Raw genomic sequence first — 17,035 nt, 5'->3', positions numbered from 1 at the left:
GCGTTCAGCAGGACTCTGCCGCCCACGTTTCTCTTTCTTCATTATTCAATTGTCAAAGAACAGACACCGCAAACGCAATGTCGTGGCCCGTTTCGCTCTTGGCTCCGGGGCCGTCCGAGTGTCGCTTACGCGGCTCTCTTGAATTTCGTCGAGGGCAGTCTTAGAAGCAAACTTCTTCGTCGCCAGCGGCGCACCGCCCTCGTTCGTGAGGCGTATATAGTCGCCACCAACCAAAACTGTCAACACCGATCTCAGATGTTTTTGAACTTTTTACGACAGAAGTTTCGGGCGGGCCTTGTCGATAGCCGGCTGCCGCAGGGGAACAGGGGATAACAGGAGGAGGAGGCCACGAAGGAGCCCTATTGCCGCCGCATTGCCGTTCGACACCAAGGCCAATAAAGGGGCGCGAGCACAGCCGTGCAATGGCCTCTTTTACGAGCGTCGTAAGGAAGCGCGCGGCAAGCCCTATAGATGAAGGCACGCCGACCGCTTTTCACAGTGCTCTATAAGAGAAGTGCACGAGGGGAATTCGACCGGGGCCTGAGGCTTCGTTGACTTAACCTGCCGTGACAGGCAAATGTCATGGCCACAACAAAAGCGACAAGCCGTTCCGCCCGGGGAAGAAGCAGCCTTTCTGGATGCCAGATACGGAAGATGTCATAGCCGAACTCGGCAATGAGCCGCCGCTTATCGCGGACGGCCGCAGCGGCCCGCCCGATCGGCGCGAGGTTTCTGCGCGCTGGCTGTCGGGAACATTTCTCACTGGCGTGACCTCGAGCGTGCTGATGGGCGTCGCGCTGTTTGCCGCCCTCGACGGGCGCCAGCAACTGGCGACACCACCCGAAATCGCGGAACTAATCGGACTTGCCAGCAATGGCGATTCCGGCGAAGTGGCCAAGACCACCAGGCTGGTGGCGCCGCGCCAGATTGCCAAGGCCAAGGACCGTCGTCGCATGGAAGTGTCGATGGTCACCAAGGTGGGCGACCGCGACGTCATCCACACCATGCCTTTCGTACAGATCAAGATGGCACTCGCCGCCGGCCACACGACCAGCCGGGCCTACCCGCCTTTCGACCCGATGCAAGTGTTCGGCGACGACGGCGACGATGCATCGGCGCAGCCGGCGACGGCCTCGGCCGCTTCCGGCCAGATCTACGGCGCCAAGGTCGAAAGCGAAATGAGCCTGAAGACGGTCGATTTCCCGATCGAGACGGCTACCTTCGACGAAAAGAGCGACCTGTCAGCCGACGAAGTTGAAAAGGTGGTACGCGAAGCCGGCACCGACCTCAGCGACGGCGCCGTGCAGGTGGCCTCACTCCATTATGTCGATCCGCAGCGATTCGGCGAAGCCTTTGCCGAGAGCATGGCCGGCTCCTATGACGTGAAGATCGTGCCGGAAAACGTTTCGGTGTCGCCGCGTGCGAACGCTGACGACCAGGCGCCGGCTTTCGCCGAGGAAATCATCCCCTTCACCAAGGACACCGACCTCACCGAGGCCTTTGCCGATTCGGGCTATACGGGCGACGATGCCACCGGAATGGCCGAAGCGATCGCCAAGCTGCTCAACGCCCCGGCGCTCAAGGCAGGAACCGTGCTGCGCGTCGGTCTCGAGGTTCACGGCGATGCCGCCAAGGTCGTGCGCACCAGTGTCTACGACAAGACCACGCATATCGTCACCATCGCGCTCGACGATCGCGGTCAGTACGTGCCGGCGCAGGAGCCGGAGCCCAATCCCGAATTGTTGACGGCATTCGACGATTCATCGGCGCCGGTGGTGGTGCGCGGCAACCTGCCCAACGTCTATGACGGCATCTACCGCACCGCCTATTCCTATGGCATGTCCAAGGCGATGACCCAGCGGCTGATCAAGCTGCTGGCGTCTGGCGTCGACTTCCAGTCGCGACTCAATCCGTCGGATCGCCTCGAAGTGTTGTTCTCGCAGCCTGATGGCGACGACCAGACGTCCGACAATTCCGAACTTCTCTATGTCTCGGCAACCTTTGGCGGCACGACGCGCAATTTCTACCGCTTCCAGATGCAGGACGGCAGCACCGACTATTTCGACCAGGATGGATCGAGCGCCCAGCAGTTTCTACTGCGCAACCCACTGCCCAACGGGAGATTCACCTCCGGCTTTGGTGCGCGCAAGCATCCTATCCTAGGCTATGTCCGCATGCACACAGGCACCGATTGGGCTGCCCCGATCGGATCGCCGATCATCGCCGCCGGCAATGGCGTCGTCGAGAAGGCGGGCTGGGCCGGCGGCTATGGCAAGCAGATCATCCTGCGCCATGCCAACGGCTACGAGACCTCCTACAATCACCAGAGCGCCTTTGCCAAAGGTATTGCGCCGGGCGTTCGGGTTCGCCAGGGCCAGGTCATTGGTTATCTCGGCCAGACCGGTCTCTCCACCGGTCCGCATCTGCACTACGAGTTGATCGTCAACGGCACCAAGGTCGATTCGATGCGTGTGCGTCTGCCGGTCGGCAAGGTGCTGAAGGGCGACGATCTCGTCGCCTTCAAGCGCGAGCGCGAGCGCATCGACGATCTGCTGAAACAGGAAGACGGCAATTCGCTGAAGGTCGCCAGCGCCAAGATCGAAGGCTGAGTCAGTCGCGCGAATTCTCCGTTTGCGCTGGCCAGGGCGACGCTTGCCCAGGCACCGTAATCCAGGCGACGATCGCCGACAGCAGGCAAAGGAGCGCCGTGACCACGGCAACCGCCGCAAAAGCCGAATCGCCGGCGGCAACCCTTATTGCATTGATATCCGCTGCAAGCCCGGCCGGCGGCGGCTCGCCGAAACCGGGGATTCCGGACGCGTGGCCCACGCCCAGCGCATAAACCCAAGCGGCGAGCGAGCCCATCGCCGCCACCGCGATCAGGCCGCCGACGCGCGAGACGGCGTTGTTGATGCCGGACGCGGCACCCGTATCCTTATCCTCGACCGAAGTCATGATCGCTGTCGACAGCGGCGACACGACCAGCGCCATGCCAAGCCCCATCACCGCCATAAGCGGAAAGGTGCCGGTCCAGAAATTGTGGAAGCCGGCATAGGTAAACAGCGCAAGGCCGGCAAAAGCGATGGCGACGACGAGACTGCCGGCGGCGATCGGAAAGCGGGGGCCGATCCGGTCCGACCACTGCCCGACCGGCCCTGACAGCAGCGCGATCAAAGCCGACAGCGGTAGGAAGATGAAACCGACCTCGGCCGAACTCAGCCCCCAGCCGGCGATCAAGAGCATCGGCAGGTAGAACAAATTGGCAGACAGCGCGAAATAGAGGAAGAAGGTCGCCAGGTTGGCGCCGGCGAAAGCCTTGACGCGAAACAGGCTGAGATCGATCATCGGCTCGCGCTGCCAGCGCTCGTAGAGGATGAAGACGACAAGCAGCATCACGCCGGCAACGATCGCCGGGCCCGACATCAGGCCGCCCCCCTCGGCGCTCATCGCCGTCAGCCCGTAGGCCAGCGATCCGAAGGCCAGTGTCGCGAGCCCAGCGCCGCCGAGATCCAGGCTGCGCTTTTCGGCTGGCTGGTCCGCCGGGATCTTGGCCAACAGCAGATAGATCGAAACCAGCCCGAGCGGCAGATTGATGGCGAAGATGGCGCGCCAGACGCCGTTGCCGAAGGTCGAAAGCACGAAACCGCCCAGCACCGGGCCAAGCGCCGTCGTCAGCGCCGAGGCCGCCGCCCAGATGCCGATCGCGCGGCCGCGTTCCTTCTTCGGATAGGCTTTGGCGATGATGGCGAGACTGCCTGGCACCATGATCGCGGCACCGATGCCCTGGAGAGCGCGAAACGCGATCAGCACGACAGCGTTCGGCGCCAGCGCACAGGCAAGCGAGGTGGCGACGAACAGGCCAATGCCGGCCACGAACGCACGGCGCAGTCCGAACCGGTCGCCCGCGGCACCGCCGGCGAGGATCAGCGCCGAGAGCGTCAGCGCGTAGGCATTGGAAATCCACTGCGCTTCCGCCAGGCTGGCGCCAAGATCGGCGCGCAACGCCGGCATGGCGATCGCCAGGACGGAACCGTCGATGAAGCCGAGCGCCGAAGCCAGTATCGCCGCGATCAGCACGTACCTGCGCTGCGACTGCGGACAGAACGTACCGTTTGCGACCGGACCGGTCAGCGGAACGGCGGCGGCTTCATTGGGCGAATGCATGCCACCTTAGTTAGACCGCCGACGCGCCGGCAACAACCAGCCAGAAGCTGTTGTCCTTGAAACCAGCCATATTGGTAGGGATCGCATCTGCCCCGATGCAAACCGCCGCAGTCATGCTAGATTTCCCAAGAGCCGCAGGCGGGAGAAATCGATGAAGCGTCCACTCGAAGCATCGGTTGAGGGGCGCGGCCGTATCGTCGGTATCACCGATGGCGTGTTCGCCATCGCACTCACCCTGATCGTGCTCGAGATCAGGGTGCCGGTACATGAGGCCATCCATTCCGAACACGATCTTCTCGTCGCGGTCGCGGCACTGGCGCCCCGCTTTCTTACCTATGCCTTGAGTTTCCTGACCCTGACCATCTTCTGGTTCGGCCAGCAGGCGCAGCATGGTTTGATCGCCAAATCCGACAGACGGCTGGCCACGCTGAACCTCTGCTTTCTCGCCTTCATCGCGCTCTTGCCGTTCTCAACCGACCTTCTGGCCGACTTCCTCGAGTTCAGGACCGCGGTGCTGGTTTACTGGCTCAACCTGTTGATGCTCGGCATCACGCTGTTCGCCAGCTGGCGTTATGCGGAGAAGAGCGGCTTTGTCGCGGAGGACGTCGACGCGCAAACGAAGCGCACCGTCTACCTGCGCATCGTCAAGGCGCAGATCCTGTGGGCTGTCGGTGCCGCACTTTGCCTGATCACCCCGCTGCTGAGCGTCGGCTTCATTCTGGTGATGCAGTTGATCTATGCGGCAACGCCGAATGTGAAGTGGGTGCGCAGGATCATTGGTTGAAATTTGGCGAAGCTGACTTGGGATGCGTTGAGATTCAGGTCAGGCCGAGTCGAAGATGGTTGATACCGAGAACCGGAGCGGAGCGTATTTTCGGGTACGTGGACACCGGAAGTGCGGCCGGCATCACCTGACTATCGACATACCCTATTCGACGAACTCCACCGGCACGCCCGGCGAGACCAGTTTGGCGAGCTCCCGTGCATCCCAATTGGTCAACCGCACGCAGCCATGGCTTTCGGTCTTGCCGATCTTCGACGGCTCCGGCGTGCCGTGGATACCGTAGGTCGGCTTGTCCAGGGCGATCCACACCGATCCGACCGGACCATTGGGCCCAGGCGGAATGGTCAGGATCTTGTTGTTCTCGCCTTGCTTGAAGTTGATGTTGGGATTGTAGGTGTAGTTCGGATCGAGCGCGACACGCGACACGGCATGGATGCCGGTCGGGGACGGCGTGTCCGATGAGCCGATGGTGGCGGGATAGGCCGCGACCAGCTTGCCCGACGCGTCATAGGCGAAGACTTCCTTCTTGCCCTTGTCGGCTACGATGCGGGCAACCGGCATCGAGACCAGCCTGCCGAAATTCGCGACCTTGACGATCGTGCCGGGACGATTGAAGTTGGCGTCCGGATTGAGCGCCTTGAGATAGTTCTCGTCCATGTGGAAGCGCTCGGCCAGCGCCTCGGTCACTGACGTATAGCCCATGCGGTCGAGCTGCGCCTTCTGGCTGTAGTCTTCCGGGATGGAGGCGACATAGGGACCGGCTGCGTCCTCCGCCGTGATGGTGTAGTTGGCGAACGCGTCGCCGCCGGATTGCGAGAGTGCTGACTGGATGCCGACCGCATCGGTCGATTTGAGGCTGCTGCCGTTGATCTGGTTGTAGGCCGCCAGCGCCTTGTCGACATTCGAACCAAAGCGCCCGTCGATGACGCCCGGCGAAGCCCCGCCCCGGTCGAGGAGCACCTGCAGTGCTGCCACATCCTGGCGTGCGCCAAGCGAAAGCGACGGATCGACCGACGTCTTGCCGCCAGCATTTGGCGGCAGTGCCGCCTGGCCGGAGGGCGCCCCCTCTTCCGTCGGGATTGTCGGCTGGACGGAGTCTATCGACGCCTCGTTCAGCGGCTGGCGCTGAATCGTACGCGGCTCTGCCGGCGGCGGCGCGTCGGGATAATTGTTGTCGTAACTGCCATCGTCCTGCGGCGCCGGCGGATAGGCATCGACGGAATTGTTATTGTCGGGATCATATTCATCGGCTGGCGGCGGAATGACCCGTCCTTCCTCTTCCAGCTGCTTGCGGCGGAAGCGGGCCATGTCCTGGGGATCGTCGAGATAGTAGCGGTCGTCGTCGGCGGGGACACGGCCTAGTTGACGCAGTCTTGTCTCGCGGCGTAGCGCGCGTCGGTCAAGCCGTGTCTGCGGCGGCTGGATGGCGATCACCTTGCCGGTATCCGCATCGACGATGACGCGATTGCCCCTGGCATCGTAATAAATATCGAGATTGCCGTCCTGGGCGAGCAGAATGCCGCCGCTCCCGGCCGCGCGGACAGGCTGGGCTGCGCCGTCACGCGTCGGCGCCGCGAACGCGTTGGAAAACACCAGTCCCGCAACAAGCGCCGAAAGGGTGAAGATAGTGCGCAGCATAGTGGCGAAACTCTCCGGTCCGTATGTGCCGCCGCCCGGCATTGTCCAGTTCGGCGAACCCCTTCGCCAGCAAACCAGTTACCCACCATATGGTTCCGATATGAACCGGGCATGAAGATGGCGGTTTTCCGGCGCCTCGAGGAATATTGGCTAGCCTGCGCCAAGCCCCAATTCCTTGCGCGCCTGCTTCGTCAGCTTCAGGGCAACCAGGCGGTGGCTCTCGCGCAGATAATCCTTCAGCGCACCATCATCCATGCTCTGGCTTGTCTGACGCTGGATCCACTTCATGCCGCGCGAGGCAAGATAGGGTGCGGGCCGCAGGCCCGGCTGCTCCTTGAGCACGTCATAGGCGACGTCGGAACATTTGAAGGTGACGAAGAGCTGCTGGCCCTGATCCCAGCCACCGATCGCAAACACCTTGGTCCCGACCTTCCAGACATGGGCGCCGCCCCATTGCACCACGTGGTTGGTTGCAGGCAGCGAGGCGCAGAAGCCGTTGTAATCGTCCAGCGTCAATCCTGCCCCCCACTTCTCATAGAAAACGCCGCGCATCCGGAACGGACGCGCGGCACTCCAAAGCGCGGCGCGCTTCAGATCTTTGTCTTGTGCATGTCGTTGTCCCAAAACCGTGGTCACTTTTGGGCGACATGCACGATCAGGCCGCCACCTCGGCCGCCACGATCGTCGGCTTGGAGCGGAAATTCAGCCGGTCGGAACCGGCCGTGACCTTGACCGTCGAGCCGTCCAGGATCTCGCCGAGTAGGATCTTTTCCGCCAACGGATCCTGCAGTTCCTTCTGCATCACCCGCTTCAGTGGCCTCGCACCATAAGCGGGGTCGTAACCCTTGGCGGCCAGCCACTCGATCGCCTCGGGATCCAGCGACAGCGTGATCTTGCGATCGGTCAGCAGGCTCTCCAGCCGCTTGAGCTGGATCTCGACGATGCGGTCCATGTCCTTGCGGCGCAGCCGGTGGAACAGGATCACCTCGTCGACGCGATTGAGGAACTCCGGCCGGAACGATGCCCTGACCACGCCCATCACTTCGTCTCGCACGGCATCGACATCCTGGTCCTCGCCGAGATTGACCAGATATTCGGCGCCGAGATTGGACGTCATGATGATCAGCGTGTTGCGGAAATCGACGGTGCGGCCCTGCCCGTCGGTGAGCCGGCCGTCATCGAGCACCTGCAACAGAACGTTGAACACATCGGGATGTGCCTTTTCGATCTCGTCGAACAGCACGACCTGATAGGGCCGGCGCCGCACCGCTTCGGTCAGCGCGCCGCCTTCCTCATAGCCGACATAGCCGGGAGGCGCGCCGATCAGCCGGGCGACGGAGTGCTTCTCCATGTACTCGGACATGTCGAGGCGCACCAGCGCCGTCTCATCGTCGAACAGGAAGTTGGCCAAAGCCTTGGTGAGCTCCGTTTTGCCGACGCCGGTCGGGCCAAGGAACATGAACGAGCCGATCGGCCGGTTCGGATCCTGCAGGCCCGCACGCGCGCGCCGCACCGCCTTGGAAACCGCCTGCACCGCCTCGCCCTGGCCGACGACACGCTTGCCGATCTCGTCTTCCATGCGCAACAGCTTGTCGCGCTCGCCCTGCAGCATCTTGTCGACCGGAATGCCGGTCCAGCGCGACACGATATGGGCGACGTGGTCGGGCGTGACCACTTCCTCGACCATGCCGGCCTTGCCGTCCTGGGCCTCGGCCTCCTTCAGCTTCTTTTCCAGTTCCGGGATCTTGCCGTAGGCAAGTTCCCCGGCGCGCTGGAACTCACCCTTGCGCTGGGCAATGGCAAGGTCGTTGCGCGCCTCGTCGAGCTGCTTCTTCAAGTCGGCGGCAAGCCCAAGCTTCTGCTTCTCGGCCTGCCACTTCGAAGTAATCTCGGTCGATTCCTCCTCCAGGCCGACAAGTTCCTTTTCCAGCCGGGCGAGCCGGTCCTTCGAGGCTTCGTCCGTCTCGACCTTCAGCGCTTCCCGCTCGATCTTGAGCTGCATGATGCGGCGGTCGATCTCGTCCAGCGCCTCAGGCTTGGAATCGACCTGCATCCTGAGCCGCGAGGCGGCTTCGTCGACGAGGTCGATCGCCTTGTCAGGCAGGAAGCGGTCGGCAATGTAGCGGTTGGACAGCGTCGCCGCCGCCACCAGCGCCGAATCGGAGATACGCACCTTGTGGTGCTGCTCATATTTCTCCTTCAGGCCGCGCAGGATCGAGACCGTGTCCTCCACCGTCGGCTCGTCGACGAAGACCGGCTGGAAGCGGCGGGCGAGTGCGGCATCCTTCTCGACATGCTTCCTGTATTCATCGAGCGTGGTGGCGCCGACGCAGTGCAGTTCGCCGCGCGCCAGGGCCGGTTTCAGAAGGTTCGACGCATCCATGGCGCCGTCCGCCTTGCCGGCACCGACCAGCGTGTGCATCTCGTCGATGAACAGGATGATGTTGCCACTTGCCGAGGTGACTTCGGAGAGCACGGCCTTCAGCCGCTCCTCGAACTCGCCGCGATATTTGGCGCCAGCGATCAATGCGCCCATGTCGAGCGCCATCAGCTGCTTGTCCTTCAGCGATTCCGGCACGTCGCCATTGACGATGCGCAGCGCCAGGCCTTCGGCGATCGCCGTCTTGCCGACGCCCGGCTCGCCGATCAGCACCGGGTTGTTCTTGGTGCGGCGCGACAGCACCTGGATGGTGCGGCGGATCTCGTCGTCGCGACCGATGACCGGATCGAGCTTGCCCGCGCGTGCGTCAGCAGTGAGGTCGCGTGCATATTTCTTCAGCGCGTCATAGCCTTGTTCGGCACTCGCCGAATCGGCGGTGCGGCCCTTGCGGACGTCGTTGATGACCTGGTTCAGCGCCTGTGCGGTGACACCGGCCTTGGCCAGGATTTCGGCCGTCTTTGCCGATTTTTCCATGGCAAGCGCCTGCAGCAGCCGCTCGACGGTGACAAAGCTGTCGCCGGCCTTCTTGGCCAGGTCCTCGGCGGTCGAGAACACCTTGGCCAGCGGCTGCGCCAGATAGAGCTGGCCGTTGCCTCCCTCCACCTTGGGCATCGCCTCGAGCGCCGTCTCGACGCCGAGCTTGACGTCGCGGACATTGCCGCCGGCACGCTCGATCAGCGACGCGGCCAGGCCCTCGTCATCGTCGACGAGGACTTTCAGAATGTGTTCGGGAGTGAATTGCTGGTGGTTCCGGGAGAGCGCCATCGTCTGCGCGGACTGGATAAAGCCGCGCACGCGCTCGGAGTATTTCTCGAGGTTCATATTTGTCTCCTTCCATCACCGGCCCGCTTTGCGGCACCGGATCAGATTGCGGTGACGGACCCGCCCATTCGAGCCGGATCCTGTTCAGGCCAGATATGGTGCACGGACCCTGGCCCCTCAAGACGTCGCGACGTGGCAGGCGCATAATATTCCACGTCAGCCCAAACGAAAACGGCGGAGATTTCTCTCCGCCGTCCAATGTATTGAAATGCCGTTCGCTCAATTGTCGATGTCGGAAACCACGGGTTCGGCACTGCCGCTGTCGACCGGAGCCGCCGCTGTCTCGCCCGCAGCCCCATTTTCGCTGCCGCTCTCGACCTGATCGGCATTGGTGCGGGGACGGCGCGGACGCCGTGGGCGGCGGGCAGCACCGCTCTCGGCGGCCGCCTCGTTGAGTTCGGCCTGGGCGGCCAGACCTGCCGGTGAAAAATTCTCGAACCGTGAAGCCGGCTCGGCTGCCGCGACAGTCTCGGACGGCGAAGCGGGCTCTGCCTGAACTTCTGTCTGCCCCGAGGCCTCGTTGCGCTGCTGCTGGCCGCCTTGTTCGGCTGAAGAAGCATGATCGCGCTGGCCGCTCTGGCCGTAGCCGCCGTTAGGGCGGCGATCGCGATGACGCCCGCCATTGTTGTCGCGGCCGCTATTGTTGCGCCCGCCACTGTCGCGGTTGTCACGACCGCTTTCCCGGTTCAGCGTAACTTCCGCTGGCATGCCCTCGATCACTGGCTGAGGGCCGGCGCCATGGTTGACCACCGGAATTTGCGCATCGGAACCGGCATTGCCGCTGCTATTGCCTGCCCCGCTGTTGCCGGCCCCGCTGTTGACGGCCCCGCTGTTGACGGCATTGTCAAACTCGTCGCGATCCTCATCGCCGTCCTCGTCGAACTCGTCGCGCGACTGCTGGACGTTCTGGATCGGCATCTGCGCCTGCGCGGCGGCGATGATGCGGTTGTAGTGTTCGGCGTGCTGGAGATAGTTCTCCGCCATCACCCGGTCGCCGGAGCTGTGCGCGTCACGGGCAAGGGTGGCGTATTTTTCGGCGATCTGCTGAGCCGATCCACGGATTTTCACGTCCGGGCCGTTGCTCTCGTAATTGCGCGTTAGCGGATTCGGGCCCTTGCGGTTGTTGTTATTGCTATTGTTATTGTTGTTCCCACCGCCGCCGCCATTGTTGTTGCGACCGCGCATGCGCCTGTTCTGCTGTTGTGGCCTCATTCGACTCTCTTCATCTTGAAATTTTCGAAAAACTCTTCACGAACGGAGGCGCTCATGCAGCCGACCGTTTCGTCTCTTCACCGGCGTTCGCCCGCATCGATTGCGTTGGCGCCACGTGTCATCCTGTTCCGGTTACATCACTTGCCGGACGATTCCCGCACGAAGCTTGGGCGTCGTTTGCGCAAGAAGGCAGCTATTTCCAAGGAAACCGAATCGCTAAGAGCACTGCCTGCTTCGTCTCATCCGGTAAGGCGACCCTAGCCGCATTCCCCGGTATTGCCAAGCGCTTTTTTTGCACTGCGTCAAGACGTTGCCCGTTGAAAAACAAGAACCCTGTCGTTTCCGCCGAGATCGCCAAACACCTCGCCGCCCGTGTAGCCGGCCGCGCGAAATATATCGTTGACGTCGTTGCTTTGTGTGTGGCCGATCTCGACCGCAATCCTGCCTTCGGCTTCCAGAAACCTTGCCGCCTCGGCGGCGATGATCCTGTAGGGGTTCAGCCCATCCACGCCGCCATCCAAGGCAATACGCGGGTCGAAATCGCGGACTTCGTCCTGCAGATTTCCAATCTCTTGAGTTGGTATATAGGGAGGGTTTGCGGCAATTACATGGTACCGGCCGGAAACTTTTTCGAACCAGTCCGATTGAACCGTCGTGAACCGGCCGCCGAGCCCGAATTGCCCGGCATTGCGGGCTGCCATTGCCAGCGCGCCGGCGGAAATGTCGACACCGGTGGCGGTCGCGGCCGGCACGACGCTCAGCAGCGCCAGGGCGATCGCGCCGGTCCCGGTGCCGAGATCGAGGATGCGGCATGCCCCCTTCCGCGCGACCATTGCCTTGACGAAAGGCAGCACCGCCTCGACCAGCGTTTCGGTGTCCGGCCGCGGCTCCAGCGTCTCCGACGACAGCGACAGGCGCAAACCGTAGAATTCGCGATAGCCGAGGATGCGATGCACCGGTTCGCCACCGGCTCGCCGTCTCAGGGCGCCGTCGATCGCGGCGATGGCGTCGCCGTCGATCTCGCGCCCGGGGTCGGCAATGGCCTGGGTGCGCGTCGTGCCGGAATAGTGCTCGACGATCAGCCGCGCATCGAGCGCGGGATCATCGATACCGGCTGCGGCAAGCCGGGTCCGCGCTTCCCGCAGCAGTGGCCCCAGCGCCTCGGGCAGATGGTCAGCCATCGAGGCCGATATCGGCCATCAGCTTCGACTGGTGATCGGCGATCAGCGCGTCGACGATCTCGTCGAGTTCACCCATCATCACCCGGTCGAGCTTGTAGAGCGTCAGGTTGATGCGATGGTCGGTGACGCGGCCTTGCGGAAAATTGTAGGTGCGGATGCGCTCCGAGCGGTCGCCCGAACCGACCTGCGACTTGCGCGATTCGGAACGCTCCTCGTCCGCCTTGCTGCGCTCCATGTCGTAGAGCCGGGCACGCAGGATCTGCATGGCCTTGGCCCGGTTCTGGTGCTGCGACTTCTCCGCCTGAACCACCATGATGCCGGTCGGCAAATGGGTGATGCGGACCGCGGAATCGGTGGTGTTGACGTGCTGGCCGCCGGAGCCGGAGGCGCGCATGGTGTCGATGCGGATGTCCTCGGCCCTGATGTCGATGTCGACCTCTTCCGCTTCCGGCAGCACGGCGACGGTGGCGGCGGACGTGTGGATGCGCCCGCTGGCCTCGGTTGCCGGCACACGCTGGACGCGATGCACCCCGGACTCGAATTTCAGATGGGCGAATACACCCTTGCCTGAAATCGTGGCGATGATTTCCTTGAAGCCGCCTGCATCGCCGTCGCTCGCCGATACCGTTTCGAACCGCCAGCCGCGTTCGGCGGCGTAGCGCTCATACATGCGAAACAGGTCGCCGGCGAAGAGTGCTGCCTCATCGCCACCGGTGCCGGCGCGAATTTCGAGGATGGCGTTCTTGTCGTCGGCGGCATCCCTGGGCAGGAGCAGAATCTGGATGTCCTTCTGCAGCGCCTCGATACGCTCCTCGACGCCGGGCAGATCGGCTTCGGCGAGCGCCCGCATCTCGACGTCGGTGCCCTTGTCGGCGAGCATCGCTTCGAGATCGGCCTGCTCATGCTCGGCCGAGCGCAATTCCCTGACCTTGGCCACCATCTCCTGCAACTCGGCATATTCGGATGCCATCTTCACATAGGCATCCGGCGCCGGTCCGGCCGACATCTGCGCTTCGAGCATCTCGAAACGCTTGACGACTTGATCCATACGATCGCGGGGCAAATTGACCATGATGAGGGTGCTACAACGGGATCGAGCGGTCGTCGGCGAAGGCCTGCAGCAGCGCCCGCATCGGCAGCCCTTGCGCCGGCGCCATCAGATTGTCGTCGAAGAAAGCCTCCAACTCCTCCAGCGGCAGCTCCGTCAGCATCGCCTTGACCGGACCGATCGAGGCTGGCGACATCGAGATCGAGCGGAAACCAAGCCCGATCAGCGCCATCGCCGAAATCGGCTTGCCGGCGAGTTCACCGCACAGGGTGACGGGCGTATGATTGCGAACGCCGGCGTCGGCAATCTGCTTGAGCACGCGCAGGAACGGCGCCGACAACGTATCGAAGCGGTTGGCCAGTTGCGTGTTGCCGCGGTCGACCGCCATGACGAACTGGAACAGATCGTTCGACCCGACCGAGACGAAGTCGACCGCCTTCATCAATTCGTCGAGCTGGAACAGAAGCGACGGCACTTCCAGCATGGCGCCCAGTTTGAGACTGGTCGGCAGATGATGGGCGAAGCGTGAGAGGTGCCGCACCTCGCGGTCGATGATTTCGCGCGCCTGGGCGATTTCGCCAAGCTCGGTCACCATCGGCAGCATCAGCTTGAGCTCGCGCCCGCCGCTGGCCTTGAGCAAGGCGCGGATCTGGGTGCGCAGCAAGCCCGGCCGGTCGAGCGTCAGGCGGATCGCCCGCCAGCCGAGCGCCGGATTCTCTTCCTGGATCGCGCCCTTGAAGTAGGGCAGCACCTTGTCGCCACCAATGTCGATGGTGCGGAAGGTGACCGGCTTGCCGCGTGCGGCCTCGAGCACGTCGCGATAGAGCTTTTCCTGGGCTTCGGCGCGTGGAAAGGTCGAGGCGACCATGAACTGCAGTTCCGTGCGAAACAGGCCAATGCCGGCAGCGCCCGCCTCCGCCAACTGCGGCAGGTCGACGGCTAGCCCGGCATTCATCAGCAGGTCGACCTGGACACCGTCCCTGGTCGTCGATGGCTTCTTGCGCAGCTCGCGGTAGACCTCCTGCCGGCGCGCCCGGAACCGCACTTTTTCGGCATAGGCGGCTTCGAGATCGGATTGCGGCCGCAGATGGATCGCGCCTTCCTCGCCGTCGACGATGATGGCATCGCCGTTTTCCGCCATGGAAACGGCGCCCTTCATCTGGCCGGCGACGGGAATGCCCATGGCGCGCGCGACGATGACGACATGACTGGTCGCCGCGCCATCCTCGAGCACCAGGCCACGCAGCTTGTCGCGGGGATAGTCCAGCAGTTCAGCGGCGCCCATCGAGCGGGCGACGATGATGGCGTCCTTCGGCAGCGAGGCCGCGACATCCTCGGGTCCGCGTCCCATCAGCTGGCGCAACAGCCGGTTGGCGAGATCGTCGAAATCGCTCATCCGCTCACGCAGGTAGGGATCGGTCATGTGCAGCATGCGGGCGCGCATGTCGCTCTGCACCTTTTCCACCGCCGCTTCCGCTGTCAGGCCGTTGCGGACCGCCTCTTCCAGCCGCCGGACCCAGCCGCGGTCGTTGGCGAACATGCGGTAGGCTTCCAGCACCTGGCGATGCTCGCCCTCGAAGGCGACATCGCGGCGCTCCAGCATGTCGTCGATCGAGAGCCTGAGCGAACCAAGCGAGGCTTCGAGCCGCCGCACCTCTTCCTCGCTGTCCTCGTTGAACAAATTGGTGACGACGATGCGCGGCTCGTGCAGCACGACATGGCCAAGCCCGACGCCGTCGTTGAACGACAGGCCGGTGAAGCTGACAGGCCGGCGCAGGTCGAGTTCGAGACCAGGCCGGGTCAGCCGCGCCAGATCGCCGGTGGCGATCATCTCGGCGATGACCATGGCCGTGGTTTCCAGCGCCTCGACCTCGTCGTCGCGGTAGTGGCGCATGGTCTTGTTCTGCACAACCAGGACGCCCAGCGTGCGCCCTGCCCTGAGCACCGGCACGCCGAGGAAGGAATTGTAGATCTCCTCCCCGGTCTCCGGCAGGTAGGCGAAGGCCGGGTGTTCCTGTGCGTTGGACAGGTTGAGCGGCCTGGCACTCGCCGCGATCGTGCCGACCAGGCCTTGCCCCAGCCGCAACTGCGCCAGGTGGACGGCGTTCGGGTTCAGACCTTCGGTGGCGTAGAGTTCGAGCACCGAATCGGCGCGCAGCACATAGAGCGAGCAGACTTCGGCGACCATGTTGGAGGCGATGTCGCGCACGATCCGGTCAAGCCGCTCCTGCGGCTCCAGCGGCTCCTGCATGAGCTCGCGGAGCCGTTTCAGCAAAACGCGCGGGCCGCTGGCCTGGTCACGCATCGCGGCTTCTTCTCCAATGAAACACTTGCCGGCGCAGTTTCCGCCGCGGCCGGCATGCACGCAACAACTGATTCAGTCTTGCTACTGCTTATCCAGACCGTAGACGGAATGCAAAGTGCGAACCGCAAGTTCCGTATACGGACCGTCGATCAGTATCGAAATCTTGATCTCGGAGGTGGTGATGGCGCGGATGTTGATTGCCTTGTCGGCCAGAGCCTTGAAGGCGGTGGCGGCAACACCCGCATGGCTCCTCATGCCGATGCCGATGACCGAAACCTTCGACATGCCGGCTTCCGACTGCACGACATCATAGCCGATCTCGGCTTTCAGCCGGTCGAGCACGGCCAGCGCCTTGTCGACATCGCCCGACGGCACGGTGAAGGTCATGTCGGTCAGCTTGCCGTCCTCGGAGATGTTCTGGACGATCATGTCGACATTGATGTTGGCTTCGGCCAGGGGACCGAAGATGCCGGCGGCGACGCCTGGCCGGTCGCCGACACGGCGCAGCGAAATCTGCGCTTCGTCCTTGGCGTAGGCAATTCCGGTGACGACCTGCTGTTCCACGATCTCTTCCTCGTCGCAAATGAGCGTTCCCGGAGGATTGAGCAAATCCCCCATTCCGGGCGCATCGGGATCGTCGAAGGACGATCGCACGAAGGTACGCACCCTGTGCACCATGGCAAGCTCGACCGAACGCACCTGCAGAACCTTGGCGCCGAGCGAGGCCATTTCAAGCATTTCCTCGAACGATATCTTGGCCAGCCGCCGCGCCTTGGGCTCGATGCGCGGATCGGTGGTGTAGACCCCGTCGACGTCGGTGTAGATGTCGCAGCGGTCAGCCTTGACGGCGGCGGCGATCGCCACGGCGCTGGTGTCGGAGCCGCCGCGGCCAAGCGTTGCGATGCGGTTGTCCGGCCCGATGCCCTGGAAACCGGCGATGACAGCCACCTGCCCCTCGCCGAAGCGCTTGACCAGGAAGGCACCGTCTATGTCGAGAATGCGCGCCGCGCCATGCGCGTTGTCGGTCTTGATTGGGATCTGCCAGCCTTGCCAGGAGCGCGCATGCACGCCCATGTTCTGCAAGGTGATGGCGAGCAGGCCAGCCGTGACCTGTTCGCCGGAAGCGACGACCGCGTCATATTCGCGTGCGTCGTGCATCGGCGAGGCTTCGCGCGTCCAACCGACCAGTTCATTGGTCTTGCCGGCCATCGCTGAAACCACCACCGCCACCTCGTGGCCGGCGTCGACTTCGCGTTTGACGTGACGCGCCACATTGCGGATGCGGGCGATGTCGGCGACGGAGGTTCCGCCGAATTTCATCACGATACGCGCCATGGAAGCGAAATGCCTTTGACTGGAGCCGGCCCGAGGCCGAAAACGGAAGAAAAGCGCCCGGCTGGCGCCGGCCGCTCAATGCGCGGCCTCCTTAACCAAATGAGCA

Annotated in this window: 11 protein-coding genes; 2 read left to right on the top strand and 9 right to left on the bottom strand. The window is 63.4% G+C overall.

All coding sequences use genetic code 11. The annotated features are described in order from the left end of the window. Positions 1–638: 638 nt before the first annotated feature. A complete protein-coding gene (locus FJ434_RS15150) occupies positions 639–2,609 on the top strand; it encodes a M23 family metallopeptidase (RefSeq protein ID WP_181165918.1) in 1,971 nt (656 codons plus the stop codon). Position 2,610: 1 nt separating this feature from the next. On the opposite strand, the gene FJ434_RS15145 is transcribed toward FJ434_RS15150, so the two are convergent. Continuing rightward, entirely contained in the window at positions 2,611–4,164 is a 1,554-nt protein-coding gene (locus FJ434_RS15145; RefSeq protein WP_140747775.1) for an MFS transporter, read from the bottom strand. 151 nt (positions 4,165–4,315) lie between these two features. Here FJ434_RS15145 and FJ434_RS15140 point away from each other — a divergent pair, with 151 nt between their 5' ends. Further along, a complete protein-coding gene (locus FJ434_RS15140; RefSeq protein ID WP_140712190.1) occupies positions 4,316–4,948 on the top strand; it encodes a TMEM175 family protein in 633 nt (210 codons plus the stop codon). A gap of 144 nt (positions 4,949–5,092) precedes the next feature. Here the strand turns inward: FJ434_RS15140 and FJ434_RS15135 are convergent, their stop codons facing one another. The 8 genes from FJ434_RS15135 to FJ434_RS15100 all read right to left on the bottom strand — a co-directional run bounded on the left by FJ434_RS15135 (position 5,093) and on the right by FJ434_RS15100 (position 16,929). Next, positions 5,093–6,586 (bottom strand): L,D-transpeptidase family protein, encoded by a 1,494-nt coding sequence (locus FJ434_RS15135; RefSeq protein WP_140747778.1) that lies wholly within the window; start codon positions 6,584–6,586, stop codon positions 5,093–5,095. 150 nt (positions 6,587–6,736) lie between these two features. After that, positions 6,737–7,102, bottom strand: coding sequence for an MmcQ/YjbR family DNA-binding protein (locus tag FJ434_RS15130; RefSeq protein WP_140747781.1), 366 nt, complete (start codon positions 7,100–7,102; stop codon positions 6,737–6,739). 139 nt (positions 7,103–7,241) lie between these two features. After that, positions 7,242–9,848: an ATP-dependent chaperone ClpB gene (gene clpB, locus FJ434_RS15125; RefSeq protein WP_140747784.1), complete on the bottom strand. Its 2,607-nt coding sequence runs from the start codon at positions 9,846–9,848 to the stop codon at positions 7,242–7,244. A 219-nt stretch (positions 9,849–10,067) separates the two neighbouring features. Further along, entirely contained in the window at positions 10,068–11,060 is a 993-nt protein-coding gene (locus FJ434_RS15120; protein ID WP_140747787.1) for a DUF4167 domain-containing protein, read from the bottom strand. A gap of 302 nt (positions 11,061–11,362) precedes the next feature. Next, positions 11,363–12,241: a peptide chain release factor N(5)-glutamine methyltransferase gene (gene prmC, locus FJ434_RS15115; RefSeq protein ID WP_140747790.1), complete on the bottom strand. Its 879-nt coding sequence runs from the start codon at positions 12,239–12,241 to the stop codon at positions 11,363–11,365. Next, complete coding sequence (gene prfA / locus FJ434_RS15110) at positions 12,234–13,313, bottom strand: peptide chain release factor 1 (RefSeq protein WP_140747793.1); 1,080 nt, start codon at positions 13,311–13,313, stop codon at positions 12,234–12,236. Before prfA ends, prmC begins: the two co-directional genes overlap by 8 nt. Positions 13,314–13,323: 10 nt before the next feature. Beyond that, entirely contained in the window at positions 13,324–15,594 is a 2,271-nt protein-coding gene (gene ptsP, locus FJ434_RS15105; protein WP_140503185.1) for a phosphoenolpyruvate--protein phosphotransferase, read from the bottom strand. An 81-nt stretch (positions 15,595–15,675) separates the two neighbouring features. Further along, the gene (locus FJ434_RS15100) at positions 15,676–16,929 is read right to left on the bottom strand and encodes an aspartate kinase (RefSeq protein WP_015315600.1); all 1,254 of its coding nucleotides are present in this window, start codon (positions 16,927–16,929) and stop codon (positions 15,676–15,678) included. Positions 16,930–17,035: the final 106 nt, after the last annotated feature.

The sequence above is a fragment of the Mesorhizobium sp. B2-5-13 genome (genome assembly GCF_006440535.1).
GTDB classification, from domain to species: Bacteria; Pseudomonadota; Alphaproteobacteria; order Rhizobiales; family Rhizobiaceae; genus Mesorhizobium; species Mesorhizobium salmacidum.
The sequence above is the reverse complement of the archived record's forward strand: the minus strand, read 5'-3'. Positions and strand labels throughout refer to the sequence as shown.